The sequence below is a fragment of the Streptomyces sp. NPDC091279 genome (assembly GCF_044757465.1).
GTDB lineage: Bacteria > Actinomycetota > Actinomycetes > Streptomycetales > Streptomycetaceae > Streptomyces.
Genome location: NZ_JBIVVA010000001.1, coordinates 512,835 through 539,693, shown reverse-complemented (window position 1 = coordinate 539,693; position 26,859 = coordinate 512,835). Strand labels below are relative to the sequence as shown.

Here is a 26,859-nt window from a genome sequence, read left to right as displayed (position 1 = left end):
CGGCAGTTCAGGGGCCCGGCCCCGCCGGTAGGGGCTCCGGGTCGCGTCACCTCGCGTGCGGATCAGGCCCGTCGTGGCCGGGGCGCACTCGTTGGGGTGATCCTGCCCCCGTTGCGGGCCGGTGCGGGGTTGGATGGGGTGATGACGACCGACGAGCACGCGCGGCTGATGCGGGCCAACGAGGCGAACTGGGACGCCCGTACCCCCGTTCACCTCGCCAGCGACTTCTACGGCCTCGACCAGGACCTCGATCCGGCGCGCTGGTTCGGGGCGTTCGAGTGGGCCGACCTCGGTGAGCTGGCCGGGCGTGAGGTGCTCCATCTCCAGTGCCACCTGGGCACCGAGACGCTCGCCTTCGCCCAACGGGGCGCCCGCGCCGTCGGCCTGGACTTCTCGGCGGCGTCGGTGGCGGCCGCGCGGGACATCGCCGCCCGCGCGTCGCTCGACGTGGAGTATGTGCGGGCCAATGTGTACTACGCCGTCGAGGCGCTGGGCGGGCGGGAGTTCGACGTCGTCTACACCGGCAAGGGCGCGCTGTGCTATCTGCCGGATCTGGAGCGTTGGGCCGGGATCGTGGGGCGGTTGCTGCGTCCGGGCGGGCGCCTCTACGTCGTCGAGTTCCATCCGCTGCTGAACGCGCTCGGCCCGAAAGCCGGTCCGGGTGAGGGCCCTGAGCTGCTGCTGCGTCACGACTGTCTGGGGGCCGGCGGGACCGCCGTCCACCGGGACGGCACGCATACGTACACCGATGGTCCGGCCGTCGCGGGCGCCACGGACAGTTACGAGTGGGCGCATGGAATCAGCGAGGTGGTGAACGCGTTGACCGGGGCGGGACTCACCATCCGGCGGCTCACCGAGAGCGACGAGCTGCCATGGCCCCGCTGGTCGCGGATGGAACGCACGGAATCCGGCTGGTGGCGGCTGCCCGAGCCGCGCATCCCGCTGCTGTACGGGCTGCTCGCCTCCCGCTGAGCCTTCCCAGGCCGATCAGACTGTGTTACGGTCACTCCAGCACTTGTGTACGCCCCGGTCAGGGGCGCCGGTGCTGGTTCACCTTCTGCGTGTTCTTCCCGCCGCACCGCCCGCCGTTTCCCGGCCCGCGCACCGGCTCTCCCGCACCACCTCGTGGCCGGTACGGCTCTGTCGTACCCCGAGGCGCTGCTTCTCCGCCGCCGAAGGCGTGTGTGACGCCTTCCTCCCGCGGCCCTCCCCTTCCTTCCGCATGTCCCCTGCCATCCGTCCGTGAAAGGACCGATCCCCATGACCACCACACTCGAACACCCCCCGGTACAGCAGGAATCCACCCCCCAGATCGTCGCCGGTGTCCTGGACATCGACGCGGCCGGGAAGGGCCACCTGCGCGCCCCCGACTGCCTCCCCACCCCCGCCGACCTGGCCGTCTCCCCCGCGCTGATCCGTCGTCACGGACTGCGCAAGGGCGACCTCGTCGAAGGGGTGCGCGGCGACCGGCGCACCCTGACCGACGTCGTCCGCGTCGGTGGGCGCACGCCCGCCGAACTGCGCACCCGTCCCGCCTTCCACGACCTCACCCCGCTCCACCCCCGGCAGCGGCTGCGTCTCGAACACCCGGCGTCCGGCCTGGCGGGACGCGTCACCGACCTGATCGCCCCGGTCGGCAAGGGACAGCGCGGGCTGATCGTGGCACCGCCCAAGACCGGCAAGACCGTGCTGCTCCAGCAGATCGCCGCCGCCGTCGCCGGCAACCACCCCGAATGCCGGCTGATGGTCGTGCTGCTCGACGAACGCCCCGAGGAAGTCACCGAGATGCGGCGCTCGGTGCGCGGCGAGGTGTACGCGTCGACGTTCGACCGGGCCGCCAAGCAGCACATCGCCCTCGCCGAGCTGGTCATCGAGCGGGCCAAGCGGCTCGTCGAGGCCGGTGAGGACGTCGTCATCCTCCTCGACTCGCTGACCCGGCTGTGCCGGGCGCACAACAACGCGGCGCACTCCGGCGGCCGTACCCTCAGCGGCGGTGTCGACGCGAGCGCGCTGATCGGGCCCAAGCGGTTCTTCGGCGCCGCGCGGCTCGCCGAGGAGGGCGGCTCGCTCACCATCCTGGCCACCGCGCTGGTGGAGACCGGCTCCCGGGCCGACGACTTCTACTTCGAGGAGCTGAAGAGCACCGGCAACATGGAGCTGCGGCTCAGCCGCGAACTCGCCTCCCGCCGGGTCTTCCCCGCCGTCGACATCACCCCGTCGGGCACCCGCCGCGAGGAGCTGCTGCTGACCCTGGCCGAGGCGACGGCCGTACGCGGACTGCGCCGCGCGCTCCAGACCCGCGACGGGCAGGCCCACCTGGAGACCCTCCTGGAACGCCTGCGGAACACCCCCGACAACGCGACCTTCCTGCGCCGCGTCCAGCCGACGCTGCCCACGAACTGATCGCGGCACCGGCCGCTCTGTGCGGCATCCGGGTGCTCGCCCGCCGCGTCCCGGCCGGGGATGCGCCCGAAAGGGCGGGTCCATTCCTACGTTTGCGGTATGACTATCGGATTCTCCTCTCGGACGGCGGCGACCTGCGCGCTCTGTGTGAGCGGCCTGCTGGCGTTCACGCCGGTCATCGCGTCCGCCCGCACCGGCCCCGACACGCCCCCGGCACGGGCGGCGACACCGGGACCCGCGCTGCTGTACCGCGACGGCACCCAGGTCAGACCGCGCCGGGGCGCTCCCGAGGTGCCGGACGTGTCCGCGCTGTCCTGGCTGGTGGCCGACGCCCGCACCGGTGAGGTGCTGGCCGCGCACGAGGCGCACCGCAAGCTGCCGCCGGCCTCCACCCTCAAAACGCTGTTCGCGCTCACCGTGCTCCCGGTGCTGCCCGGCGGGCTGCGGCACGAGGTCACCGAGGAGGAGCTGGCGGACGTCGGCCCCGGCAGCAGCCTGGTCGGCGTCTCCGAGGGACACAGTTACCAGGTGGCGGACCTGTGGCGGGGGGTCTTCCTGAACTCCGGGAACGACGCCGTGCACGTCCTGGCCGCGCTCAACGGCGGCTGGCACACCACCGCCGTCCAGATGGGGGCCAAGGCCCAGGCCCTGGGCGCCCGCGACACCCACGTCGTCTCGCCGGACGGGTACGACACCGAGGGCCAGGTCTCCTCCGCGTACGACCTCGCCGTGTTCGGGCGGGCGGGGCTGCGCAACCCGGACTTCGCCCGGTACTGCGCCACGGTCGACGCCCGGTTCCCCGGCGACGGCTGGTCCTACCAGATCGAGAACACCAACCGGCTGCTGACCGGCGAGGACGGGGTCGCGCCCTATCCGGGGCTGATCGGGATCAAGAACGGCTACACCAGCAACGCGGGCAACACGCTGGTCGCCGCCGCGCGGCACGGCGGGCGCACCCTCGTCGTCACCGTGCTGAACCCCCAGGCGGGCGGCGCCCTCGCGGTCTATGAGGAGGCGCGTGAGCTGCTCGACTGGGGGTTCGACGCGGCCGGTCAGGTCGATCCGGTCGGCTCGCTGGACGCGTTCCGGCCGGTGCCGAAGTCCCGTCCCGACGCCGCGCCGGTGGCCACCACGGCCGTGCCGGAGGCCGGTTCGGACTGGCCGGGGACGGGGGCGGTCTCGGTGGCGGCGGTGCTGGGGGCGTGCGCGGTGGCGGTGGGGCTGCGGGTGGCCGGCCGTCGTCCGGCGGGGAAGTGACCGACCGGCAGCCACAGCAGTAGCCCGAGGGTGACCCAGGTGTAGGCGTTGCTCCCGAGGAAACCGGCGATGCCGGACGCGCCGTCGAACCACAGCCACACCACGCTGGTGCACAGCACGGCGTACAGGACGCCCGCCGCCCTGAGCCGTCCGGCGCGCACCAGCACGGCGAACGACGGCAGCAGCCAGACCAGGTGATGCACCCAGGTGATCGGGCTGACCAGGCAGGCGGTCAGCCCGGTGAGCGCGAACGCGGCCGGCCAGTCGCCCACCGCCGACGCGCGCCGCACCCGCCACGCCCAGACGCCCAGGACCAGCAGCACCGCCAGCGCCCACCCCGCGCGGTCGGTGCTGCCGAGGCGGGCCAGGATGCCCTGCACGGACTGGTTGGAGACGTAGTCGAGGCGGCCGATCCGGCTGGTGTCCCACAGCGCCTCGGTCCAGTAGAAGCGTGAGGCGCCCGGCGCGATCAGGAAGGCCAGCGCGGTGGCGGCCGCCGTCACGCCGGTCGCGACGGCGGCGGCCCGCGGGCGGCGGGCCAGCAGCAGCATCCCGATGAACACGGCCGGGGTCAGCTTCACGGCCGCCGCGAGGCCGATCCCGACACCGGCCCAGCGCTCCCGCCCGGTGCGCAGCAGCCACCCGTCGACCAGCACCAGGGCCAGCATCAGGACGTTGACCTGGCCGAAGCTGAGGGTGTCGCGCAACGGTTCGAACAGCGCCAGCACACAGGCGCCGAGGACACCCCCGTACCAGCCGAGGCGTCGCCAGCCGCCGTCGGTCAGGAGGTGGACGACCAGGGCCAGGGCGGCCAGGTTGAGGAGCAGGGTGAGGACGATCGCGGTGCGCAGCCCGACCAGCGCCAACGGCAGCATGCCGACGGCGGCGAACGGCGGGTAGGTGAAGCCGTACGTCGTGCCGGGCACCCGGTAGTCGTAGATCCGGCCGCCGTGGTGGACCCAGGAGTTGACGGCGCCGTAGTAGACGCGCAGGTCGAACCAGCCGCGCAGCAGCGGCACGGTCGCGGTGAAGAGGGTGACGGCGACGACCGCGGCGAGGGCCAGCAGCAGCCGTCCCCGGCGCGTGCGGGGACCTCTCACGCGGTGCCTCCCAGGGCGGGCGCCTGCGCGGTCTGGTGGGCCTGCCACAGCACGACCACGGCCAGCGTGCCGCCGGAGAGGGCCAGCACCAGTTGCCCGCTGTCGGCGGGGCCGCCGCTGGGCAGGGTGGCCAGCGCGAGGACCCCGCTGACGGCGGCCACCCGGTGGCGTACCGAGGCGGTGGGGGCCGCGGCGGCGATCAGGAACAGTCCCCACAGCGCGTACCAGGGGCGGATCGCCGGGCCGAAGGCGGCGACGGCGGCGAGGCTCAGGCCGAGCGCGTACACAGGCCGGGGCCGCAGCCGCCACCAGATGCCCGCGATCAGGACCGCCGTCAGGGCGAGCCCGAACAGATGCCAGGCGGGCACGGCGAGGGGTGCGAGGCCGCTGCCGAGGTGTTCCAGGAGGGCGCCGGTGGCGCGGCCGAGGAGGCTGGTGAGCGCCCAGTTCTGCGGGGAGACGGGCGTGTCGAGGGCGCCGATCCAGCCGTACCCGGTGCCCGCGACGGCGGTGGCGGCGACCGTGGTGACGGCGGTCGCGGCGACGGTCGTCGCGGTGGCCCGCACGGGATCGCGGCCCGCCCGGATCTGGAGGACGACGACCGCGACGAGCCCGAGCGCGGCGGGCGCCTTGACCAGCGCGGCGAGGGTGACGAGCACGGCGCCCAGGACCGGCCACCGGCCCAGCGCGGCGACCAGGCCGACACCGAGCAGGCCCAGCATGATGGCGTCGTTGTGGGCGCCCGCGACCAGGTGGAGCAGGACGAGCGGGTTGAGGGCGCCGAGCCACAGGGCGGCGGCCGGGTCGGCGCCGTTGTGCCGGGCGAGCCGGGGCAGCGCGGCGGCCATCAGGGCGACGCCGACCAGCGCTACCAGCCTCATCCCGACGAGCCCGGCGGGCAGTTCGCCCCGGGTCAGCCCGGCGAGGCCGTGGGCGAGGGCGAGGAAGACCGGCCCGTAGGGGGCGCCGGTGTGCCGCCACAGCGGGGCGACCTCGTCGGCGAGCGGCCCGCCGAGCCGGGCGGGTCCCTGCGCGTACACGTCCATGTGGGCGTCGACCATGGCGCCCTGGGCGAGGTAGCTGTACACGTCCCGGCTGAACAGCGGCGGGGCCAGCAGCAGGGGCGCGGCCCACACGGCGAGGACCAGCAGCAGGGCGCGCGGGGTGGGCGGCCGGGACCCGCGCACCAGCCTCCCGAGCAGCACCCAGGCCGCGATCAGCAGGACGACGCCGAAGTAGACGCCGACCAGGCCGAGGCAGACGCGCACGTTCGCGGGGGCGAGCAGTTCGCGCACGGGCAGGGCGCCGGCCGTCTCACCGCCCAGCGCGAGGCAGGCGGTGCCGGCCAGGCCCAGCATCTGACAGCGGCGGAGATCGACGGGGAGAGCCAACACCTCGCCACCGTGTCAACGCCGGGTGGCCGGGAGGCGACGCGGCACCCTCCGGGCGGGGGCCTGCGTGTGACCGGCGTGTGATCCCGCGCGGCGCCGGTCAGAACACCGAGAGACCGGTCAGCGTGGTGAAGCGGTCCAGGGCCGCCACGCCCGCCACCGAGTTGCCGCGTTCGTCGAGTCCGGGGCTCCACACACACAGCGTGCACCGGCCGGGGACGACGGCGATGATCCCGCCGCCGACGCCGCTCTTGCCGGGCAGTCCGACCCGGTAGGCGAACTCACCGGCCGCGTCATAGGTGCCGCAGGTCAGCATCACGGCGTTGACCTGCTTGGCCTGGCTGCGGGTGAGGAGGCGGGTGCCGTCGGCGCGGACGCCGTGCCGGGCCAGGAAGCCGGTGGCGAGGGCGAGCTCGGCGCAGGAGGCGCGGACCGAGCACTGCCGGAAGTACTGGTCGAGGAGGACCGGGACCGGGTTGTCGATGTTGCCGTAGGAGGCCATGAAGTGGCCCAGGGCGGCGTTGCGGTCGCCGTGCGCGGCCTCGGAGGCGGCGACTTCGGGATCGAAGCCGAGGTCCGGGTTGCCGCTCTCGGTGCGCAGGAAGGTGAGCAGCGCGCCGGCCGCGTCTCCGGTGCCGGTCTGGAGGCGGTCGGTGACGACGAGGGCGCCCGCGTTGATGAACGGGTTGCGCGGGATGCCGTTCTCGTACTCCAGCTGTATCAGCGAGTTGAACGGGTCGCCCGAGGGTTCGCGGCCGACGTGCCTCCAGAGGGTGTCGCCCTCGCGGGCCAGGTCGAGGGCGAGGGTGAAGACCTTGGTGACGGACTGGGTGGAGAACGGTTCCTGCCAGTCCCCGACGCCGTACACGGTGCCGTCCAGTTCGGCGACCGCCATGCCGAAGCTGCGGGGGTCGCGGGCCGCGAGCGCCGGGATGTAGTCGGCGGGCCGACCCTGGCCGGGGGTCCGTGCGATCTCCTCGGCTATCCGCGCGAGGACCGGCTCGAAGGTCAGCGGGGGTGTCACGATCTCCATTGTGCCTCCGTGCCGGTCCACGTGCGTGTGCGCAGGTCAGACGGTGGTCGCGCCGGTGCCGGCCACCACCTCGGGGCGCAGCAGCTCGCGGAGCCGGTCGGCGGGCAACAGGCCCTTCTCCAGGACGAGTTCGGCGACGCCCCGGCCGGTGACGAGGGCTTCCTTGGCGATGTCGGTGGCCGCCGTGTACCCGATGTAGGGGTTGAGGGCGGTGACCAGGCCGATGGAGTTCTCGACGCTGGCGCGCAGGGCCTCGGTGTTGGCGGTGATGCCGTCGACGCAGCGCTCGGCGAGGGTCAGGCAGGCGCTGCGCAGATGGGTGAGGCTCTCCGAGAGGGAGTGCAGGATGATCGGCTCGAACGCGTTCAGCTGGAGCTGTCCGGCCTCGGCGGCCATCGTGATGGTGACGTCGTTGCCGATCACCTCGAAGGCGACCTGGTTGACGACCTCGGGGATGACCGGGTTGACCTTGCCGGGCATGATGCTCGAACCGGCCTGCACCGGCGGCAGGTTGATCTCCCCGAGCCCGGCGCGCGGCCCGGAGGAGAGCAGCCGCAGGTCGTTGCAGCTCTTGGAGAGCTTGACGGCGATCCGCTTGAGCACGCCGGACATCTGGACGAACGCCCCGCAGTCCTGGGTGGCTTCGACCAGGTTGGCGGCGGTGACCAGGGGCAGCCCGGTGATCTCGGAGAGGTGCCTGCGGGCGGCCTCGGCGTATCCGGCGGGGGCGTTGAGTCCGGTGCCGATGGCCGTGGCCCCGAGGTTGATCTCATGGATCAACGTGACTGCCTCGTCAAGACGGCTGCGGTCCTCGTCAATCATGACGGCATAGGCGGAGAACTCTTGACCCAACGTCATGGGCACCGCGTCCTGCAACTGTGTACGGCCCATCTTGAGCACCTCGCGGAACTCGACGGCCTTGCGGGCGAACGCGTCCTGCAAGACAGCCATCGCCCGGAGCAGCCCCTGCACCGCGAACACCGTCGCTATCTTGACGGCGGTCGGGTAGACGTCGTTGGTGGACTGACCGAGGTTGACGTCCTCATTGGGGTGCAGGAACCCGTACTGGCCTTTCTCGTGCCCCAGCAGCTCCAACGCCCGGTTGGCGACGACCTCGTTGGCGTTCATGTTGGTGGAGGTGCCGGCGCCGCCCTGGATGACGTCGACGACGAACTGGTCGTGCAGCTTGCCGTCCCGGATCTCCCGGCAGGCGGCGACGATGGCGGCGGCCTTGCGCGGCTCCAGCAGCCCCAGCTCCTCGTTGGCGAGGGCGGCGGCCTCCTTGACGGCGGCCAGGGCATCGATCAGATGCGGGTAGGCGGAGATCGACGTCCCGGTGATCGGAAAGTTCTCCGTGGCGCGCAGGGTGTGCACCCCCCAGTACGCGTCCCCAGGAACATCCCGGTCCCCCAACAGATCATGCTCACGCCGACTGACCACACTCATGACAAACGTCCCCTCTTCCCAACAACAACTACAACCACCCCGCCCAAGGCAGGATTTTCTGTCCACCTACGACCACAGCACCCAGGGCCCAGCTGGATCGACGCCCACCGCCACGCCCTAAAGGAGCACGGGACACAGCTCGATCGACGCCCACCGCCACGCCCTAAAGGAGCACGGGACACAGCTCGATCGACGCCCACCGCCACGCCCTGACGGAGCACGGGACGCAGCTCGATCGACGCCCACCGTCACGCCCTGACGGAGCACGGGACGCAGCTCGATCGACGCCCACCGTCACGCCCTGACGGAGGGCGGGACGCAGCTGGATCGACAGCCACCACCACCCCCTGACGGAGCACGGGGCACAGCTAGATCGACGGTCACCACCACGCCCTAAAGGGGCGCGGGGAACTGCGCGACCAGCCACGACGGACCGTCAGCCCCAGGCCGCCAGACGCCCCACGGCGAGTGGACACCAACGCCCCCGCCGCGCCGCCCGCCGCGAACGAACCAGCGCCGTCACCCACGTTCACGCCCCGCGCGCGGCTTCCGCCCCACGATCCAACGCCCGCACGGGCAAAACCGCCCCCACCGGCACACCCCCACCGAACAGCGGCTCACCCGCAAACGCCCCGAGCGCACCGGCATCAACCCCCACCCACGTCAACGCCGCAGCAGCAACCGGCACCCGCGCCCGATTCGCCCCGTCGGATATCTTCACGGCGACGGCCCGCCCGTCCGGCAACGAGGCGACCTCGACCCCCTCGAACCCGTCCTTGGCCAGCAGCCCAGGCACCGCCCGCATCAACGCGGCGACGTCCCGCCCCGCCCCGGACGCCATCTCCGCGTGCTCCCGCATCGCGTCGGCGACCCGCGCCTCGGGCGTACCGGGCACGGCGGCGGTGACCCGGGCGGCGGCGCGCGCGAGCCCGTGCAGGGAGACCGAGAAGAGCGGGGCCCCGCAACCGTCGACGGTGACACGCGCGATGTGCTGCCCGGTGAGGTCCTCGACGATCTCGGCGATCGCCTGCTGGAGAGGGTGGCCGGGGTCGAGATAGTCGTCGAGGGACCAGCCGTTGAGCTTGCAGGTGTAGAGCATCGCGGCGTGCTTGCCGGAACAGTTCTGCGCGAGCCGGGAGGGCTCACGCCCCTCGCGCAGCCAGCTCTCCCGGACGGACTCGCCGTAGGGCAGGTCGGGGACGTTGCGCAGATGGTCCTCGGTGAGACCGGCGAGTTCGAGGATCTGCCGGGCGCCGGCGAGGTGGCGTTCCTCGCCGGAGTGGCTGGCCGCGGTGAGGGAGAGCAGCTCGCCGTCGAGCGGGAGCCCGGCGCGGACCAGGGCGACCGCCTGGATCGGCTTGAGCGCCGAGCGTGGATAGAAGGCGGCCTCGATGTCGCCGATCTGGAGGCGGACCTGTCCGTCGGCGTCGAGGACGACGACGGAACCGTAGTGGATGCCCTCGACGACCCCGTCGCGGATGAGGTGGGCGACGGGGGCGTGGAGGGGCTCGCGGATCAGGGGTGCGTCCGCGACGGAACTGCTGTACATCACTGCCTCTCGGGGAACGGCGCGTGGGTCACGCGTCGGTTCCGGTGGTGGACGTGCGTGCGGTACGGCCGCGGATGCCGAACCATCCGGCGACCAGGGCGGCGACGATCAGCGGCAGGCAGAGCACGGTGGTGCGCCCGGCGCCTCCGTCGGCGTACATGAGGACCAGGACGGAGGCGAGGAAGGCCAGCGTCACGATCTCGGTCCAGGGGGAGCCCGGGAGGCGGTAGCCGGGGCGGGTCAGCTCGCCGCGCTGGGTCTTCCGCCAGAAGAACAGGTGGCAGATCATGATCATGCCCCAGGTGGAGAGGATGCCGATCGCGGCGAAGTTGAGCACGATCTCGAACGCGTCGGCGGGGACCACGAAGTTGAGGCCGACGCCGAGGACGCAGATGCCGCTGGTGAGCAGGATGCCGCCGTAGGGCACCTGGCTGCGGCTCATCTTCGCCGTGAACCTGGGGGCGGAGCCGCTCATCGCCATGGAGCGCAGGATGCGGCCGGTGGAGTAGAGGCCGGAGTTGAGGGACGACATGGCCGCGGTGAGCACGACGAGGTTCATCACGCCGCCCGCCGCCGGGATGCCGATGTTGGAGAGCACCGTCACGAACGGGCTCTGACCGGCCGTGTACTTGTTCCAGGGCAGCAGCATCGACAGCAGGACGACCGAGCCGACGTAGAAGAGGCCCACGCGCCACATGATCGAGTTGATCGCCTTCGGCATGATCTTCTCGGGGTTCTCGGTCTCACCGGCGGTGACGCCGACGAGTTCCACGGAGGCGTAGGCGAAGACGACGCCCTGGATGATCAGCAGCATGGGCAGCAGACCGTTGGGGAAGATGCCGCCGTGGTCGGTGATCAGCGACGGGCCGGGGGTGGTGCCGTCGACGGGGTGCTGGGTGACCAGCAGGAAGATGCCGATACACATGAAGATCACCAGGGCGCTGACCTTGATGATCGCGAACCAGAACTCCAGCTCGCCGAAGATCTTGACCGAGATCAAGTTGACGGTCAACACGACCGCGAGGGCGATCAATGCGATCAACCATTGAGGGATGTCGGAGAACATGCCCCAGTAGTGGGTGTACGTCGCGACGGCCGTGATGTCGGCGATGCCGGTGGTGGCCCAGTTCAGGAAGTACATCCAGCCCGCGGTGTAGGCGCCCTTCTCACCGAGGAACTCACGGGCGTACGACACGAACGCGCCCGACGAGGGCCGGTAGAGCACCAGTTCACCGAGGGCCCGCACCACGAGGAAGGCGAAGATGCCGCAGACCGCGTAGGCGATGAAGAGGGAGGGGCCCGCCTCCGCGAGCCGGCCGCCGGCGCCGAGGAAGAGTCCGGTGCCGATGGCGCCGCCGATCGCGATCATGTTGACGTGCCGCGACGTGAGGGACTTGCTGTACCCCGCGTCACCCGCGTCCACATGGGCGGCGGGTTGACGCGTCTCCTCCTGGATGTGCTGCTCGCTCACGCGTCTCTTCCGCCTTCCGGGCTCAGGTCCGTGCGCACGGGGCGCACGATGTCGGTGAGGGTCGTCTCGACCCGGTCGAGATGGTGGGCCATGGCGGCCACCGCGTCGGGCTCACAACCGTCGACCAGGGCCTCGACGATCGCCTGGTGCTCGCGGTTGGACTGCTCGCGTCGGCCGCCGAGTTCGTTGAGGAACGCGGACTGGCGGGCCAGCGCGTCCCGGATCTCCTCGATGACCCGGCGGAACACCGGGTTCTGGGCGGCCTCGGCGATGGCGAGGTGGAAGAGCGTGTCGAGGGCGACCCACGAGGTGGTGTCGGTCTCCCGGTCCATGCGCTCCAGCAGATGCGCGAGGTGATCGAGGTTCTCGGGACTGCGGCGCAGGGCCGCGTAGCCCGCGACGGGGATCTCGACGTGCCGGCGTACCTCCAGGAGGTCGCTGGCCGCGTAGTCGCCGAAGGTGGGGTCCTCGACGGTGTGGGCGACCACGAAGGTGCCCTTGCCCGTCTTGGAGACGGTCAGGCCCATCGTCTGGAGGGCGCGCAGGGCCTCGCGCAGCACGGGCCTGCTGACTTCGAGGCTCCGGCACAGCTCGGCCTCGGAGGGGAGCTTGTCCCCCACCGCGTACGTGCCGTTTTCGATGGCGGCGCGCAGATACCCGAGGACCGCTTCCATGGCGCTGATGCGCCGAGGGCCCTGACTGGCTGTCTGGCTGTCTGACAGGTTCACGGGAGTGATCCTGCGGGTGACCGGCCAGAACTGTCAAGACATGTCGCGACGGCGTGGTGATCAGCGGCGTCGTGACGACCGGGCCGCCCCGGTCCAGCAGCGGCACCGACGCGACCTTGATGATCGTGGTCATCGGTGTTTCCTTTTTCTCCGTGGTGCGTGCTCGCAACGCCGTCGGTGGGCTGGTCAGGAGCGGTTGCTGTCACGGAGGGCCTGGTAGATGGCGGTGGTGTAGGCCGCGGCCCGCTGTGAGCCGAGGATGTCGACCCCCATGTTGTTCATGACGTAGCTGATCGTCATGCGCCGGTCGAGGTCCATGATCGCCATCGAGCCGCCCCAGCCGCCCCAGAAGGCGATGCGGCCGTCAGGTATCCAGGGCAGGGTGCGCCGGTCGGGCAGCGCGTATCCGATGCCCCATCGCAGATGCAGTCCGTTGACGAGGTCCGCACCGTTGGACTGCTCATTGAAGATGAGTCCGACGGTGTCGGGCTTGAGGAGCTGACCGTGCGCCGAAGCGCCTGCACGGGTGAGGGGGGCGAGGATCTCGGCGATCGCCAGAGCGTTCCCGTGTCCGTTGGCCGCGCCGAGGTCGGCTGCGCGCCAGGCTGGGGTGTTGGCCGCGCCGGCGTCGAATGAGGGACCGGTGAAGGTCCGGTAGGCGGCGGTGTCGTGATCGAGTGTCGAGGGATCGAAGTCGACTGTCGGTGCGATGACGTCGGCGACTCGTTCGACGTCGCCGCCGCGCAGCCCGATCTGGAAGTCGGCGCCGCTCGGCTGGACGATGTGCTGGTGCACGAAGTCGCGCAGCGACTGGCCGGTCAGGCGGTGGACCAGCTCGCCCATCAGATGGCCGTAGTTGAGGACGTGATAGCCGGAAGCCGTGCCGGGCTCCCACCACGGCTTTTGAGAAGCCATCCGGGCGGCCGCCGCGCGCACGTCGTACAGATCCTCAAGCCGCGCGGGGTGGTCCAGGCCGGACACGCCCGAGGTGTGTGACAGCAGATGCCGCACCTCGACATCCTGCTTGCCGTTCGCGGCGAACTCGGGCCAATAGCGGGCAACTGGCGCACAGACGTCCAGCTCGCCGGCGTCGACCAGCAGCAGGGCGGCAAGGCTGGTCACAGTCTTTGTGATCGACCACACGTTGGTGATCGTGTCGCGTCGCCAGGGCTGCGTGCGTGCCGCATCGCGGTGGCCGCCCCACAGGTCCACCACCGGTTGGCCATCGACATCGACGACCAGCGACAGGCCCACCTCGGCGCCGCTGCGCAGCTGGCCCTCCACGGCGTCGCGGACGGGTTCGAACGATGGGCCGACGGTTCCGTTCAGTTCGGTCATGCCGACATCGTCAAACCTTGACGCTGGTGTCAAGGTCAATCGGTAGGGTGCTGATATGCGTATTGGCGAGCTGGCCGCCCAAGCAGGTGCCTCTCCGCGACAGGTGCGGTTCTACGAGGCAAAGGGCTTGATCACCTCGACCCGTGGACCCAACAACTATCGCGACTACAGCGAAGCGACCCTGGGCCGCGTCCAGCAGATCCGCGAACTGCTGAACGCCGGCCTGTCGACGCACGCAATCCGCGGAATCCTGCCCTGTCTGGAATCTCCGCGCGATCCGATCGTCTTTGAAGGCGTCACATCGGAGACGGTGGCGGCACTCGAACGCGAACGTGACAGGCTGACCGAACGCATCGACATCCTGGCCCGCAACCGTGACGCGATCGCTGACTACCTCACCGAACTCCGAGGGCGCGCGAACTGATCCGCCGCGAACTGATGACCCACGTTTGTCTGTCGGTGATCACGCCGAATGGATCTGTCAACGTTCTGGTCGCGGGCTCCCGCTGACCGCCCCAGGTCACCGTCTGCTGTCGCCGGGCGCGAGCAGGCTGGTCACCTCGGCGACGGCATCCGGAGAGGGCTTGAAAGAGCGGCGGACGTTCCCCGGCCTTCCGATGCCTCGACTTCGCCGTCAACATCAGCAGCGCCGCACCCTGCTCGCCGAGACGGGTCGGACCGGAATGCCGCCACTCGTGCAGATCCCGACCCGTGCCCGGCCCGCGCCCAGCGGTGTGTTCGTCCAGCAGCATGCGGGCCTGGCCGTACGACGGCCGGACCAGCCCGGTGTCCGGGCACAGCCCGCGCGGGGCGAGCACCTTGCCGGGGCCGGGGCGGCGGCGTCCTTCGCCTTCACCGGCGCCCGCCGGCCCGGCGGATCGAGGTCCTCGATGTTCGCCCCGAGGATCTCCCCCGACCGCGCGCGGGTCTCGTAAAGCATCCGCCACAGCGTCTTCTCCCGCAGCGGGACCTCCCGGGCGGGGCGATCAGCCGGTCGACCATCACCTTCGGCCGGGTCGGGGTCTCGGGGCCCGGCGACGTCATCCGCTTCACCCGGGCCGGCACCATCGGGCCGTCGTAGCCGTGGTCGTCGCCGGCCGCGCACACGGTCAGGGCCTTGCCGGACCGGAACTGGACGACGGCCGGAGAACGGTCCTGGGGCGCCCCGGCACCTCGGCCGGGGAACGGTCCCCGGCCGGTCGATCCGCCGGTGTGGGCCCCGTCGGCCCGCCGCCCGGTCAGGTGCCGATCGCGCCCATGGACAGGAGACCGAGCAGCAGTACGCCGACGATGATCCGGTAGATGACGAAGGCGTTGAACGAGTGCTTGGCGACGTACTTGAGCAGCCAGGCGATGGAGCCGTACGCCACCACGAACGAGACCAGCGTGCCGACGGCCAGCGGCGCCGCGCCCACGCCCGTCCCCAGCGCGTCCTTCAGTTCGTACAGTCCGGCGCCGGTGAGGGCGGGGATGCCGAGGAAGAAGGAGAGGCGGGTGGCGGCGACCCGGTCCAGGTCGAGGATGAGGGCCGTGGACATGGTGGCGCCGGAGCGGGAGAAGCCGGGGAAGAGCAGGGCGAGGATCTGGGAGCAGCCGACCAGCATGGCGTCCTTGAAGCCGGTGTCGTCCTCCCCGCGCTTGTGCCGGCCCATCTGGTCGGCCGCCCACATGACGCCGCTGCCGACGATCAGCGAGCCCGCGACCACCCACAGCGAGGCGAGCGGCCCCTCGATCAGCGGCTTGGCGGCGAGGCCCACGATCACGATCGGAACGGTCGCGGCGATCACCCACCAGGCGAACTTGTAGTCGTGGTGGTACCGCTCCTCCTTGTGCACCAGACCGCGCCCCCATGCCGAGACGATCCGCACGATGTCCTTGAAGAAGTACACGAGCACGGCGGCGATCGCGCCGACCTGGATGACGGCCGAGAACCCGACCACCGCGTGGTCGTCGACGGGGATGCCCATCAGCCCCTCGGTGATCTTCAGATGGCCGGTCGAGGAGACGGGCAGGAACTCGGTCACCCCCTCGACGGCTCCGAGGACGACGGCCTGACCGACGTTGATGACGCTCATGGAATCCAGTTCTGACGAGGCGGCGGGCGACACGGTGGAACAGCGGTGCACAGTCTTACTACGCCAGGACGAGAACGACCGCTTACCCCCACGCCGCGTGCGCCAGCGACACCCCCACAAATGCCGCGCCGAGCCCCGCCGTGACGCTGCCGACGACATTGGCGGCGGCGTACAGCCCGGCGCCCGTCTCGGTGAGCCGCAGGGTCTCGTAGGAGAAGGTCGAGTATGTCGTCAGGGCACCGCACAGGCCGGTGCCGATGAGCAGTTGGAGGTGGGAGCCCGCCGCTCCCGCACGCACCGCTCCGGTCAGCAGACCGAGGACGAGACAGCCGCTGACGTTGACGGCGAAGGTGCCCCAGGGGAACACGGAGTCGTGCCGCGACTGCACGGTGCGGTCGGTCAGATAGCGCAGCGGGGCACCGACGACGGCGCCCGCGACGACCAGCAGCCAGTTCACAACGACTTCTTACCCTTCGTGTCCGGTGTTCCCGTGTCGCGGTGGCCGACGTGCCGGACGACCTCGCACGCGTCGAGGGTGACCAGGCCCCCGTCGACGAGTGCGTCGAGCTGCGGCAGGAAGGCGCGGACGCGTTCCTCGGTGTCGACGACGACGATCGCGACCGGCAGATCCTCGCTCAGCGACAGCAGCCGTGAGGTGTGGATCAGGGAAGAGGCGCCGAACCCCTCGACGCCGCGGAAGACGCTGGCCCCGGCGAGTCCGGCCGCGTGCGCGCGGTGCACGATCTCCGTGTAGAGGGGCTTGCGGTGCCAGGTGTCGTTCTCGCCGATGTAGACGGTCAGGCGCAGTGCGGGCCCGGTCAGGCTCGTCATGGCTGCCTCCATTTCAGGGCGCGGCGCGCCAGGGTCACCCCGAGCCACACCGCCGCGAGGGCCGCGCAGAGGGTCGCGGCGAGGTAGGCGAGCCCCGTGCCGGGGTGCCCGGAGTCGACCAGCCGCTGGATGTCGACGGCGTAGGTCGAGAAGGTGGTGAACCCGCCGAGGACACCGGTGCCGAAGAAGGGCCGCACCAGCCGGTGGGCGGCCCGGACGTCGGTGATGACGACCATGAACACGCCGATGACGGCGCAGCCGACGACGTTGGTCCAGAAGGTTCCCCACGGGAATCCGCCGGTCGCGGCGGGCCAGCGCAGGGCGACCGCGTAGCGGGCCGAGGCGCCGATGGCCCCGCCGAGGGCGACCACCGCGAGGACGGGTATCTGGGCCCGTCGCGCGGCCCGCCGGGCCGCGTCGGACGGGCTGCGGAGGCTCTCGGCCCGCGGTGGTGTCATGACGTGCGTCTCCTACTCGCCGGGCCCCGGGCGTCCGGGCGCCGCTGCGTCGCAAGGAGGGACCGCCCGCGGCACCGGTGCCGCGGTTCGGGTACGGCGGGCCCCGCCGCCGCGCCGCGAGGGTGATCGCGGGCGGCTCTCAGCCTAAACCCGGGGCCCGGCCCCGGTCACCTCGGCATCGGCGCCTCGCAGACCGCGACCCCGCGCTCCCACACGCTGCCGAGGACCAGGTGGCCGCCGGTCTCGCAGACGCTGGTGACCATCCGGAAGCCGGAGTGGCGGCGGGCGAGATGGTGGACGACGGCGCCGGTGTCGTCGACGGCGAGGACGCCGACGGTTCCGGTGGGCCGGAAGGGGGCGCGCACGGCGAGGCGTCCGGCGGCGGCACGGACGGCGGGCGCGGTGCGGTGCAGCAGGTCGAGGGGGGCGATGCGGGAGCCCGCCAGGGAGACCCAGATCGGGGTGTCGGGTCCGGCCCGCCAGAGGTTGTCGGGCATGCCGGGGAGGTTCTCGACGAAGGGTTCGCCTCGGCCCGCGTCGGGGCCGGTGAGCCAGTAGCGGGTGAGCCGGCAGGCCCCGGTCTCCGCGACGACGAGGAACGCCTCATCGGCGCTGACGGCGAGCCCGTTGGCGAACTGGAGCCCCTCCAGCAGGACTTCGGGCCGCTCGCTGCCCGGCGCGAGGCGCAACAGGCGGCCCGTCCCGGTGTGTTCGACGACGTCGCCGATCCACTGGTCGAGCGAGTAGCGGCGGCTGGAGACGGTGAAGCAGACGCTGCCGTCGGAGAGGGCGACCGCGTTGCTACAGAACCGCAGCCGCTCCCCCTCGACCGAGTCGGCGAGGATGCGGACGACGCCGTTGGTCAGGTCGACGCGCAGCAGGCCGAGTTGGGCGTCGCACACCAACAGGCGGCCGTCCGGGAGGAGTTCGAGGCCGAGGGGCCGTCCGCCGGTCTCCGCGACGACCTCGACGCGGGCGTTCTCGTCGACGCTGAGGCCCTCCACGCGCAGGATGCGGCCGTCCTCGACGCCGGTGAGGACCCGGCCGTGGTCGTCGGCGACGACGTCCTCCGGGCCGCGTCCGCCGATGTCGACGTACTTGCGGGGTATGAGGGCAGCGGGGTCCGTCATGAGGGTGTGCCCTTCGGGGTGTGCCAGCGTCTGTCGTCCCACGGGTCCGGCTACCAGCCCTTCTCGAACATGCGGGCCACCTCGGCGATGCGCAGGTCGTCCCGCCGGTAATAGGTGCGGCTGCCGAGCGTGCGGGTGCGCAGCAGCCCGAGGTCGGCGAGGAGAGCGAGGTGGGTGTCGGCGACCGCGACCGGCACGCCGAGTTTCGCGGCGACGGCGTCCGACGCGACCCCGTCCTCGGTGAGGTCGCCGTCCGGCTGGGGCGGGAAGTGGGCGGCGGGTTCCCGCAGCCACTCCAGGACACGCCGTCGTCGCTCGCTGACGGGAGTCCTGAACATCGCGCCCCCTTGCCGTGTCTTTGTCCCTCCAGTCTCCTGTACCCCGTGTCAGCCTGTCCGGCACTCCGCGGGTCCGGTGCCGGGGCGAGGGCCCGGCACCGGGGAACTCCCCGGGGCCGGGCCCTCGCTGAGCGGGGGTCAGCGGTGGCTGAACCACGCCATCGACGGCAGGGCACGGTCGTCGTAGCCGAACAGGGCCTGGTTCTCCCAGGCGTTGCCGGAGGAGGCGTCGGCCGGGTCCCAGCCGTTGCCGTTGACCGCGGTCCAGGTCGCCTCCCAGTAGAAGACGCCCAGGCCACGGCCGTTCGGCACGGCTTCGACGATGCTTGCCACGGCGTTCATCCACGCCAACTGGCCCGCGCTGGTGGCCGGGTAGCCGGCGACGAGTTCGCTGGGGATGTCGATCTGGTTTTCGAGCGAGTCGTCGCTGTCGAGGCGGAACGGGTAGGCCGTCTCGGCGATGTAGACGGGCTTGCCGTAGCGCGCGGCGGTGTCGTCCAGGGTGGCCTGGGCGGCAGCGAGCGAACCGTGCCAGTACCCGTAGTACGACAGGCCGATGACGTCGTAGTTGACGCCGTTGGCCTTGGCGCTGTCGAACCACCAGCGGACGGTGGCGTCGTCACCGGCGTCGGCCAGGTGGAGGGCGACCTGGGTGCTGGAGGAGACCGCCTTGACCGCGCTGTAGCCCGAGTTGAGCAGGCCGGCCAGCTGTGGCCAGTTGTCGGTGGAGCCGTCGGACCAGAGCATGCCGCCGTTGATCTCGTTGCCGACCTGGACCATGTCGGCGGTGGTGCCCTGCGCCTTCAGCGCGTTGAGCACGTCGTAGGTGTGGTTGTAGACGTCGGTCTTGAGCTGGCTGTACGCGTGCGAGGCCCAGGCGGCGGGCTTGGTCTGCTTGCCCGGGTCGGCCCAGGTGTCGGAGTAGTGGAAGTCGACCAGCAGCTTCATGCCGGCGGCCTTGACGCGCTTGGCGACGGCCAGGACGTGCGCCTTGTCGTTGAAGCCGTCGGCCGGGTTGACCCACACCTTGAGGCGGGCGTAGTTCATGCCGGCGTTCTTGAGGATGGTGATCGCGTCGCCGTTGGTGCCGGTGCTGGTCTTGTAGACACCGCCCTTGGCCTCGCTCTTGGCGAGGGAGGAGATGTCGGAACCCTTGATCGACAGTCCAGTCGATCCAGATGCGAAGGTCAGGTCGTCAACATTGATCCAGTTGCCCGCGTTCGCGTCACTGTTGATGCTGACTGTGCACTGACTGTTCGTCACATTGATCGACGTGACGATACGGACCCAACTGCTGGTCGAGACCGGCAGGTCGGTGCGCTGGTCCGCGCTGCCGCAGTTCTTCAACGCTATGTACGCGGCGTTCTGGCCACCGCTGGAGCGGACCCAGGCGGTGAGCGTGTAGGTCCCGTTGGTCAGGCCCGACAGGTACTGGTACGTCTCCACCTTGTAGGCGGCCGCCGCGTAGTGGGAGAGGCGGTAACTCCCGGCGTGGCCGCCGGACTCGGAGTAGGAGGCGGCGGTGTCGCCGTACTCGGGCCAGCCGGCCGGTGCGGCCACGGCCGCGCCGTCGGACTCGAATCCGCCGTTGGTGAGGGTGCTGGCCGCCGAGGCGGTCTGGGCGGGCAGGGAGAGGAGGGAGAGCCCGGCCAGGAGCGGCAGCAGCAGGGCCCTGAGAGCACGTCTGGGATAGAACATCGTTGTTCGTCGTCCCTTCGAACAGGAGGAGGAGGGGACCTCCCATCGGGACGGACCCGTTGGGGCACGTCCCCTCCACTGGGGAGTGTCCTTCCGGCGGGATCGCTCCCGCCGGAAGGAGACCCCTCCACCCGCGGTACGCGGCTCGCGGCTCGCGCGGGCGGAGGGGAGTCCGGTCAGCCGTCGAGTCGTACGACCCGTACGGCCGAGGCCGGGACCGCGAGGCGGCCCGCGGCGCGTTCGCCGGTCAGCAGTTCGGTGCCGGGGGTCTCCAGCAGCACCTTGGCGTCGGCGGCGGTGTGGTTGATCACGAACAGGAAGGTCCCCGACTCGCCGCTGCGGCGCACCACTTCGACGTCCCGGGGCAGGTCGGCGCGCGGGGTGAGGCGGGCGTCCTCGGCCACCGCCCCGATCAGCGCGTCCAGGCCGTCGGCGCCCAGGCGGGTGGAGACGTACCAGGCGGTGCCCTCGCCGAGGCGGTGCCGGGTGACGGCGGGGTGGCCCGCGGTGAGCCCGTCGGCGTAGGTCCAGACGGTCTCGGCGCCGTGCGGGACCACGAACTCGGTCCATACGTCGGCGTCCAGTTCGGAGCCGTCGGGGCCGTCGACGCGTACCGACTCGCCGGCCAGCAGCGGGGCGAACTCCTCGACGGTCAGGCCGAGTACGTCGCGCAGGGCGCCCGGGTAGGGGCCGTCGTGGACGGCGTCGTGCTCGTCGACGATGCCGGAGAAGTAGGAGACGACGAGGGTGCCGCCGTTCTCCACGTAGGTGCGGAGGTTGGCGCCGGCGGCCTCGGTCATCAGGTACAGCGCGGGCACGACGACCAGGGGGTGGCGTGACAGGTCGGCTTCCGGGTGGGCGAAGTCGACGGTGAGGTGGCGGTCGTAGAGGGCCTCGTAGAAGGCGTCGGCGCGTTCGCGCGGGTCGTGGTCCTCGCTGGGGCGCCACTGGAGGTTCTGTGCCCACCAGGACTGCCAGTCCCACAGGACGGCGACGTCGGCCTCGGTGCGGGTGCCCCTGATCGGGGCCAACGCGTCGAGTGCGGCGCCGAGTTCGACGACCTCGCGCCAGACGCGGGTGTCGGTGCCGCCGTGCGGGAGCATCGCGGAGTGGAACTTCTCGGCGCCGCGCCGGGACTGGCGCCACTGGAAGAACATCGCGCCCTCGGAGCCGCGGGCCACGTGGGCGAGGGAGTTGCGGGCCATCTGGCCGGGGGCCTTGGCGGGGTTGCGGGGCTGCCAGTTGACGCCCGAGGTGGAGTGCTCCAGGAGCAGCCAGGGGGCGCCGCCCGCCACCGAGCGGGTGAGGTCGGCGGCCATCGCGAGGTTGACGTGGGTGCGGCGGCCGTCGGTGATGAGGTAGTGGTCGTTGGTGACGAGGTCGACCTCGCGGCCCCAGGCCCAGTAGTCGACGGAGTCGCACTGGCTGAGGGCGGTCATGAAGTTGGTCGTGACGGGGATGCCGGGCGCGAGGGCGTGCAGGATGTCCCGCTCGGCGCGGAAGTTCTCCCGCATGGTGGCGTCGGCGAAGCGCTTGTAGTCGAGGGCCTGGCCGGGGTTGCCGACGGTGGGGGCGGTGCGCGGCGGGTTGATCTGGTCGAGAGCGGCGTAGCGCTGGCCCCAGAAGGCGGTGCCCCAGGCCTCGTTGACGGCGTCGACGGTGGTGTACTCGGCGGCCAGCCAGCGGCGGAAGTGGGCGGCGCAGGAGTCGCAGTAGCAGGCCGAGACGGGGACGCCGTACTCGTTGTGGACGTGCCACAGGGCGAGGGCGGGGTGGGCGCCGTAGCGCTCGGCGAGGCGGGTGGTGATGTCCGCGGCGGCGGCCCGGTAGTCGGCGTTGCTGTGGCAGATGGCGCCGCGCGAGCCGAACTCGTGGCGGACGCCGTCGGCCGTCACCGGCAGCGCGTCGGGGTGGGCGCGGTAGAACCAGGCGGGCGGGGCGACGGTCGGAGTGCCGAGGTCGACGCGGATGCCGTGTGCGTGCAGGAGGTCGAGCAGCCGGTCGAGCCAGCCGAAGTCGTGTTCCCCGGGCGCGGGTTCGAGCAGGGCCCAGGAGAAGATGCCGACGCTCACCATCGTGACGCCGGCCTCGCGCATCAGCCGGACGTCCTCGGCCCAGACGGATTCCGGCCACTGCTCCGGGTTGTAGTCCCCACCGAAGGCGAGCCGGGTGAGGCCCTTGGGGGTGGTCTCCGGCATGGATTTCTCCCGAGTTATCGATCATTTGGGAACGTGCACACACAACAACGGCGGTGCGAGCCCAACATAACCGCACAGCAACAACCATTGACAAGTGTCCGGGATGTTTCTCTACTGTGAACGCTCACAGAAGCATGGCAGGCCTCCGCAGCAGGCGCAGGCCCCAGGTCAGGGGAGAAATCCATGCCCATCACGAAGCACAGTCGCCTCGTGGCCAGTACCGTCGCGGTCGCCCTCGGCGCCACCGCTCTCGCCGCCTGCGGCTCGGGCGACGACAGCAAGGCCGCGTCGGGTCCGGTCTCGCTCACGTACTGGACCTGGACGCCCGGCATGGACAAGGTGGTGGACCTGTGGAACAAGGGTCCGGGCAAGAAGGACCAGATCACGGTCACGGTCAAGAAGCAGGCGTCCGGCGACACCCTGGTCACCAAGATCCTCACCGCGCACAAGGCGAAGAAGGCGCCGGACCTGGTGCAGGCCGAGTACCAGGCGCTGCCGACGCTGGTCAGCAATGACGCGCTCGCCGACATATCCAAGGAAGTCGGCGACGCCAAGGGCAAGTTCGCCTCCGGTGTCTGGCAGCAGACGACGCTGGGCACGGACGCCGTCTACGCGGTGCCGCAGGACATCGGGCCGATGATGTTCTACTACCGCGAGGACCTCTTCAAGAAGTACGGCCTCACGGTCCCCACCACCTGGGAGCAGTTCGCCGAGACCGCCCGCGCGCTGAAGAAGAAGGCCCCGGACACCGACCTCACCACGTTCTCCGCCAACGACTCCGGTCTCTTCGCGGGCCTCGCCCAGCAGGCCGGCGCCAAGTGGTGGACGACCTCGGGCGAGAAGTGGAAGGTCGGCATCGACGACGCGGCGACCCGGAAGGTCGCGACGTTCTGGGGCGACCTGGTCAAGGACGGCTCCATCGACAACCAGCCCATGTACACCCCGGCCTGGAACAAGGCGATCGACACCGGCAAGCAGATCGCGTGGGTGAGCGCCGTGTGGGCGCCGGGCACGCTGACCACCGCCGCGCCCGACACCGAGGGCAAGTGGGCCATGGCCCCGCTCCCCCAGTGGTCCGACAGCCAGGACGTCACCGGCAGTTGGGGCGGCTCCTCCACCGCCGTCACCACGGACTCCGCGCACCAGGCGGCCGCCGCCAAGTTCGCCGCATGGCTGAACACCGACGGGGACGCCCTCAACGCCCTCGCCAAGGACAGCGGCATCTACCCCGCCTCGACCTCCGCGCAGCTGTCCGGCGCCTTCACCACGCCGCCGGCCTACTTCTCCAACCAGCCGGACTTCTACACCAAGGCCGCCGAGATCGCGAAGACCACGGCACCGGCCGCCTGGGGCCCCAACGTGAACGTCGCCTACACCTCCTTCAAGGACGCCTTCGGCGCCGCTGCCAAGAACAAGTCGGACTTCGCCGCCGCCCTGAAGACGATGCAGGACGCGACGGTCACCGACATGAAGAAGCAGGGCTTCGGAGTCTCCGAGTGACCACCGCACGCCGCAGGTCGTACGGGGTCAAGGGGGCCCCGTACGCCTTCCTCGTCCCCGCCACCGTCCTCTTCGCACTGTTCTTCGCGCTGCCCATCGGGTACGCGGTCTGGCTCAGCTTCCACAAGGTCCACGTCTCCGGCCTCGGCCTCGGCTCGGGTGCGCGGGAGGAGGTCTGGGCCGGACTTGAGAACTACACCGACGCCCTCACCGACAGCGAGCTGATCGACGGCGCGCTGCGGGTACTGGGCTACGGCTGCATCGTCGTTCCGATGATGCTCGGCCTGGCGCTGCTGTTCGCGTTGATGCTCGACTCCGAGAAGGTGCGTCTCACCTCGTTCACCCGGCTCGCGATCTTCCTGCCGTACGCCGTTCCCGGGGTGGTGGCCGCGCTGCTGTGGGGCTTCCTGTACCTGCCGGACGTGAGCCCCTTCTTTTACGTGTTGCAGAAGCTGGGGCTGCCGCAGCCGGACCTGCTGGACGGCGGCCCGCTCTATCTCGCCCTGTCGAACATCGCGGTCTGGGGCGGCACCGGCTTCAACATGATCGTCATCTATACGTCGCTCAAGGCCATCCCGGTCGAGGTGTACGAGGCGGCCCGGCTGGACGGTGCCACGCCGTTGCAGATCGCGGTGCGGATCAAGATCCCGATGGTGGCGCCGTCGTTGGTGCTCACCTTCTTCTTCTCGATCATCGCCACGCTCCAGGTCTTCAACGAGCCGACCACCCTCAAACCCCTCACCAACTCCGTGTCCACGACGTGGAGTCCGCTGATGAAGGTGTACCAGGACGCCTTCGGCAACGGGGACATCTACCAGGCGGCGGCCGAGGCGACGATCATCGCGCTGGCCACGCTGGTCCTGTCGTTCGGCTTCCTGCGAGCCGCGAACCGCCGCAACAAGCAGGAGGCCGCCCGATGAGTTCCCTCGCCGTCCGCAAGGCCGCGCCGGCGGCGGGCACCACGCCCGGCACGGCTCAGGGGCCGCCGCTGCGCCGCCGGATCGCGCTGGTCCCGACGGTCGCGCTGCTGCTCGGCGCGGTCTACACGCTGCTGCCGGTCGCCTGGGTGGTGATCGCGTCCACCAAGTCGGGCAGCGAGCTGTTCTCCACGTTCACCTTCCTGCCGGGCTCCGGCTTCGTCGACAACGTCAAGGACCTGAACGCCTACCGCGACGGCCTCTACTGGACGTGGATGGGCAACTCCGCCCTCTACTCCCTCGTCGGCGCCCTGCTGTCCACGGTGGTGTCGGCGTTCAGCGGCTACGCGCTCGCGACGTACCGCTTCCGGGGGCGCGAGACGATGTTCAACGTGCTCCTCGCGGGCGTGCTGATGCCGCCGATCATCCTCGCCATCCCGCAGTACCTGCTGCTGGCGAAGGCGGATATGACGGACTCCTATCTGTCCGTGCTGCTCCCGCAGATCCTCTCCCCGTACGGCGTCTACCTGTCCCGCATCTACGCGTCGGCGGCCGTGCCCACCGACGTGGTGGAGGCGGGGCGGATGGACGGGGCGGGCGAGTGGCGGATCTTCACGCGGGTCGCGCTGCCGATGATGGTGCCCGGCATGGTGACGGTGTTCCTGTTCCAGTTCGTCGCCGTCTGGAACAACTTCCTGCTGCCGTACATCATGCTCAGCGACGACGAGCGGTTCCCGATCACGCTCGGCCTGTACACGCTCCTCGAACAGGGCGCCAACACCCCGGCCCTGTACACCCTGGTGATCACGGGCGCCTTCCTCGCGGTGCTCCCGCTGGTCGCGCTCTTCCTGGTCATCCAGCGGTTCTGGTCGCTCGATCTGCTCTCCGGAGCCGTAAAGTCATGACCATGAGCAACCCCGGGGGCCGCCGCCGTCCACCGACGATCCACGACGTGGCCCGTGAGGCGGGCGTGTCGCGGGGCACCGTCTCCCGGGTCCTCAACGGCGGCCACTACGTCAGCCCGGCCGCCCAGGAGGCGGTCAACGCCGCGATCCGCAGGACGGGTTACGTCGTGAACCGGCATGCCAGGTCGCTGATCACCGGGCGTTCGGACTCGGTCGGTTTTCTGCTGACGGAGCCCCAGGAGCGGTTCTTCGAGGACCCCAACTTCAATGTCCTGCTGCGGGGTTGCACCCAGGCGCTGGCCGCGCACGACATCCCGCTGCTGCTGATGCTGGCGGGCACCGAGGACGAACGGCGGCGCATCACGCGGTACATCACGGCCGGGCACGTCGACGGGGTGCTGCTGGTCTCCAGCCACTCGGGCGACCCGGTCGCGGAGGAACTGCGCGCGGCGGGCGTCCCGTTGGTGGCCTGCGGCAAGCCGATCGGGCTGCGTTCCAAGGTGAGTTACGTGGCGGCCGACGACCGGGACGGCGCCCGTGACATGGTGCGCCATCTGCTGTCCCGGGGCCGCCGCCGGATCGGCGTGGTCACCGGACCGCTGGACACGCCGGGCGGTGTGGAGCGCCTCGCGGGGTATCAAGAGGTGCTCGCCGAGGCGGGGTTGGCGTACGACGAGCGTCTCGTGGTGTCCGGCGACTACAGCCGGGCCAGCGGTGAGGCGGGCGCCGAACTGCTGCTGGCGCGGGCCCCGGAGCTGGACGCGGTGTTCGTGGCGTCCGATCTGATGGCGCAGGGCGTGCTGCTGGCCCTGGAGCGGGCCGGTCGGCGCGTCCCCGATGACATCGCTGTCGGCGGGTTCGACGACTCCCCCGCCGCCCTCGCCGCCCGCCCGGAACTCACCACCATCCGCCAGCCGTGGGACCGCGTCAGCGCCGAGATGGTCCGCGTCCTGCTGGCCCAGATCGGCGGCGAGGACCCGGCGGCGGTGATCCTGCCGACGGAGCTGGTGGAGCGCGCGTCGACGTGAGCGCGGGCGCCGTGTGTGTGGGGGGGGGACGCGACCGGTCAGGATCGAAGAAGCCGTCCGCCGTC

23 protein-coding genes and 2 pseudogenes are annotated in these 26,859 nt (G+C 71.0%); 8 read left to right on the top strand and 17 right to left on the bottom strand.

The genetic code is table 11. The annotated features are described in order from the left end of the window. Positions 1-141 precede the first annotated feature (141 nt). The 3 genes and pseudogenes from ACIQOU_RS02270 to ACIQOU_RS02260 form a co-directional block, all read left to right on the top strand. On the top strand, positions 142-972 hold the full coding sequence (locus ACIQOU_RS02270; RefSeq protein ID WP_401533122.1) for a class I SAM-dependent methyltransferase: 831 nt from the start codon (positions 142-144) through the stop codon (positions 970-972). A 288-nt stretch (positions 973-1,260) separates the two neighbouring features. Beyond that, complete coding sequence (gene rho, locus ACIQOU_RS02265; protein ID WP_401533121.1) at positions 1,261-2,403, top strand: transcription termination factor Rho; 1,143 nt, start codon at positions 1,261-1,263, stop codon at positions 2,401-2,403. 60 nt (positions 2,404-2,463) lie between these two features. Continuing rightward, positions 2,464-3,324, top strand: a pseudogene (locus ACIQOU_RS02260) (D-alanyl-D-alanine carboxypeptidase family protein); the annotation flags it as partial. Positions 3,325-3,455: 131 nt separating this feature from the next. Here the strand turns inward: ACIQOU_RS02260 and ACIQOU_RS02255 are convergent. The 8 genes from ACIQOU_RS02255 to ACIQOU_RS02220 form a co-directional block, all read right to left on the bottom strand. Then, the gene (locus ACIQOU_RS02255) at positions 3,456-4,760 is read right to left on the bottom strand and encodes a glycosyltransferase 87 family protein (RefSeq protein ID WP_401533120.1); all 1,305 of its coding nucleotides are present in this window, start codon (positions 4,758-4,760) and stop codon (positions 3,456-3,458) included. Next, positions 4,757-6,151 (bottom strand): polyprenol phosphomannose-dependent alpha 1,6 mannosyltransferase MptB, encoded by a 1,395-nt coding sequence (gene mptB / locus ACIQOU_RS02250; RefSeq protein ID WP_401533617.1) that lies wholly within the window; start codon positions 6,149-6,151, stop codon positions 4,757-4,759. The genes ACIQOU_RS02255 and mptB overlap by 4 nt, the downstream gene beginning before the upstream one ends. A gap of 100 nt (positions 6,152-6,251) precedes the next feature. Further along, on the bottom strand, positions 6,252-7,184 hold the full coding sequence (locus ACIQOU_RS02245) for a glutaminase (RefSeq protein ID WP_401533118.1): 933 nt from the start codon (positions 7,182-7,184) through the stop codon (positions 6,252-6,254). A gap of 36 nt (positions 7,185-7,220) precedes the next feature. Next, positions 7,221-8,630: an aspartate ammonia-lyase gene (gene aspA, locus ACIQOU_RS02240; RefSeq protein WP_401533117.1), complete on the bottom strand. Its 1,410-nt coding sequence runs from the start codon at positions 8,628-8,630 to the stop codon at positions 7,221-7,223. 529 nt (positions 8,631-9,159) lie between these two features. Further along, the gene (locus tag ACIQOU_RS02235; protein ID WP_401533114.1) at positions 9,160-10,179 is read right to left on the bottom strand and encodes an asparaginase; all 1,020 of its coding nucleotides are present in this window, start codon (positions 10,177-10,179) and stop codon (positions 9,160-9,162) included. A gap of 28 nt (positions 10,180-10,207) precedes the next feature. Then, the gene (locus tag ACIQOU_RS02230; protein WP_401533112.1) at positions 10,208-11,650 is read right to left on the bottom strand and encodes an amino acid permease; all 1,443 of its coding nucleotides are present in this window, start codon (positions 11,648-11,650) and stop codon (positions 10,208-10,210) included. Further along, on the bottom strand, positions 11,647-12,324 hold the full coding sequence (locus tag ACIQOU_RS02225) for a FadR/GntR family transcriptional regulator (protein ID WP_401533615.1): 678 nt from the start codon (positions 12,322-12,324) through the stop codon (positions 11,647-11,649). Before ACIQOU_RS02225 ends, ACIQOU_RS02230 begins: the two co-directional genes overlap by 4 nt. Before the next feature lie 240 nt (positions 12,325-12,564). Then, a complete protein-coding gene (locus ACIQOU_RS02220) occupies positions 12,565-13,716 on the bottom strand; it encodes a serine hydrolase domain-containing protein (RefSeq protein ID WP_401533111.1) in 1,152 nt (383 codons plus the stop codon). A gap of 55 nt (positions 13,717-13,771) precedes the next feature. Here ACIQOU_RS02220 and ACIQOU_RS02215 point away from each other — a divergent pair, with 55 nt between their 5' ends. After that, entirely contained in the window at positions 13,772-14,140 is a 369-nt protein-coding gene (locus ACIQOU_RS02215) for a MerR family transcriptional regulator (protein WP_401533109.1), read from the top strand. Positions 14,141-14,236: 96 nt separating this feature from the next. Here the strand turns inward: ACIQOU_RS02215 and ACIQOU_RS02210 are convergent. The 9 genes and pseudogenes from ACIQOU_RS02210 to ACIQOU_RS02170 all read right to left on the bottom strand — a co-directional run. Further along, positions 14,237-14,805: pseudogene (locus ACIQOU_RS02210) on the bottom strand (site-specific integrase); the annotation flags it as partial. A 149-nt stretch (positions 14,806-14,954) separates the two neighbouring features. Further along, positions 14,955-15,791, bottom strand: a complete 837-nt coding sequence (locus ACIQOU_RS02205; protein WP_401533108.1) for an undecaprenyl-diphosphate phosphatase — start codon at positions 15,789-15,791, stop codon at positions 14,955-14,957. An 82-nt stretch (positions 15,792-15,873) separates the two neighbouring features. Continuing rightward, complete coding sequence (gene crcB, locus ACIQOU_RS02200) at positions 15,874-16,248, bottom strand: fluoride efflux transporter CrcB (protein ID WP_401533107.1); 375 nt, start codon at positions 16,246-16,248, stop codon at positions 15,874-15,876. After that, positions 16,245-16,622, bottom strand: a complete 378-nt coding sequence (locus ACIQOU_RS02195; RefSeq protein ID WP_401533106.1) for a DUF190 domain-containing protein — start codon at positions 16,620-16,622, stop codon at positions 16,245-16,247. The genes crcB (ACIQOU_RS02200) and ACIQOU_RS02195 overlap by 4 nt, the downstream gene beginning before the upstream one ends. Continuing rightward, the gene (crcB, locus tag ACIQOU_RS02190) at positions 16,619-17,080 is read right to left on the bottom strand and encodes a fluoride efflux transporter CrcB (RefSeq protein ID WP_401533105.1); all 462 of its coding nucleotides are present in this window, start codon (positions 17,078-17,080) and stop codon (positions 16,619-16,621) included. The genes ACIQOU_RS02195 and crcB (ACIQOU_RS02190) overlap by 4 nt, the downstream gene beginning before the upstream one ends. 167 nt (positions 17,081-17,247) lie before the next feature. Further along, positions 17,248-18,210, bottom strand: coding sequence for an SMP-30/gluconolactonase/LRE family protein (locus ACIQOU_RS02185; protein WP_401533104.1), 963 nt, complete (start codon positions 18,208-18,210; stop codon positions 17,248-17,250). A 50-nt stretch (positions 18,211-18,260) separates the two neighbouring features. Continuing rightward, the gene (locus ACIQOU_RS02180; RefSeq protein WP_401533103.1) at positions 18,261-18,548 is read right to left on the bottom strand and encodes an ArsR family transcriptional regulator; all 288 of its coding nucleotides are present in this window, start codon (positions 18,546-18,548) and stop codon (positions 18,261-18,263) included. Positions 18,549-18,686: 138 nt separating this feature from the next. Next, positions 18,687-20,246 (bottom strand): glycosyl hydrolase 53 family protein, encoded by a 1,560-nt coding sequence (locus tag ACIQOU_RS02175; RefSeq protein ID WP_401533102.1) that lies wholly within the window; start codon positions 20,244-20,246, stop codon positions 18,687-18,689. A gap of 176 nt (positions 20,247-20,422) precedes the next feature. Further along, positions 20,423-22,444 (bottom strand): beta-galactosidase, encoded by a 2,022-nt coding sequence (locus ACIQOU_RS02170; protein ID WP_401533100.1) that lies wholly within the window; start codon positions 22,442-22,444, stop codon positions 20,423-20,425. Between the two features lie 183 nt (positions 22,445-22,627). Here ACIQOU_RS02170 and ACIQOU_RS02165 point away from each other — a divergent pair, with 183 nt between their 5' ends. The 4 genes from ACIQOU_RS02165 to ACIQOU_RS02150 are packed head-to-tail and all read left to right on the top strand — an operon-like array spanning position 22,628 to position 26,794. Then, positions 22,628-23,944 (top strand): ABC transporter substrate-binding protein, encoded by a 1,317-nt coding sequence (locus ACIQOU_RS02165; RefSeq protein ID WP_401533098.1) that lies wholly within the window; start codon positions 22,628-22,630, stop codon positions 23,942-23,944. Continuing rightward, positions 23,941-24,864 (top strand): carbohydrate ABC transporter permease, encoded by a 924-nt coding sequence (locus tag ACIQOU_RS02160; protein ID WP_401533096.1) that lies wholly within the window; start codon positions 23,941-23,943, stop codon positions 24,862-24,864. The genes ACIQOU_RS02165 and ACIQOU_RS02160 overlap by 4 nt, the downstream gene beginning before the upstream one ends. After that, positions 24,861-25,766: a carbohydrate ABC transporter permease gene (locus ACIQOU_RS02155; protein ID WP_401533095.1), complete on the top strand. Its 906-nt coding sequence runs from the start codon at positions 24,861-24,863 to the stop codon at positions 25,764-25,766. The genes ACIQOU_RS02160 and ACIQOU_RS02155 overlap by 4 nt, the downstream gene beginning before the upstream one ends. After that, complete coding sequence (locus ACIQOU_RS02150; protein ID WP_401533094.1) at positions 25,763-26,794, top strand: LacI family DNA-binding transcriptional regulator; 1,032 nt, start codon at positions 25,763-25,765, stop codon at positions 26,792-26,794. Before ACIQOU_RS02155 ends, ACIQOU_RS02150 begins: the two co-directional genes overlap by 4 nt. Positions 26,795-26,859 lie beyond the last annotated feature (65 nt).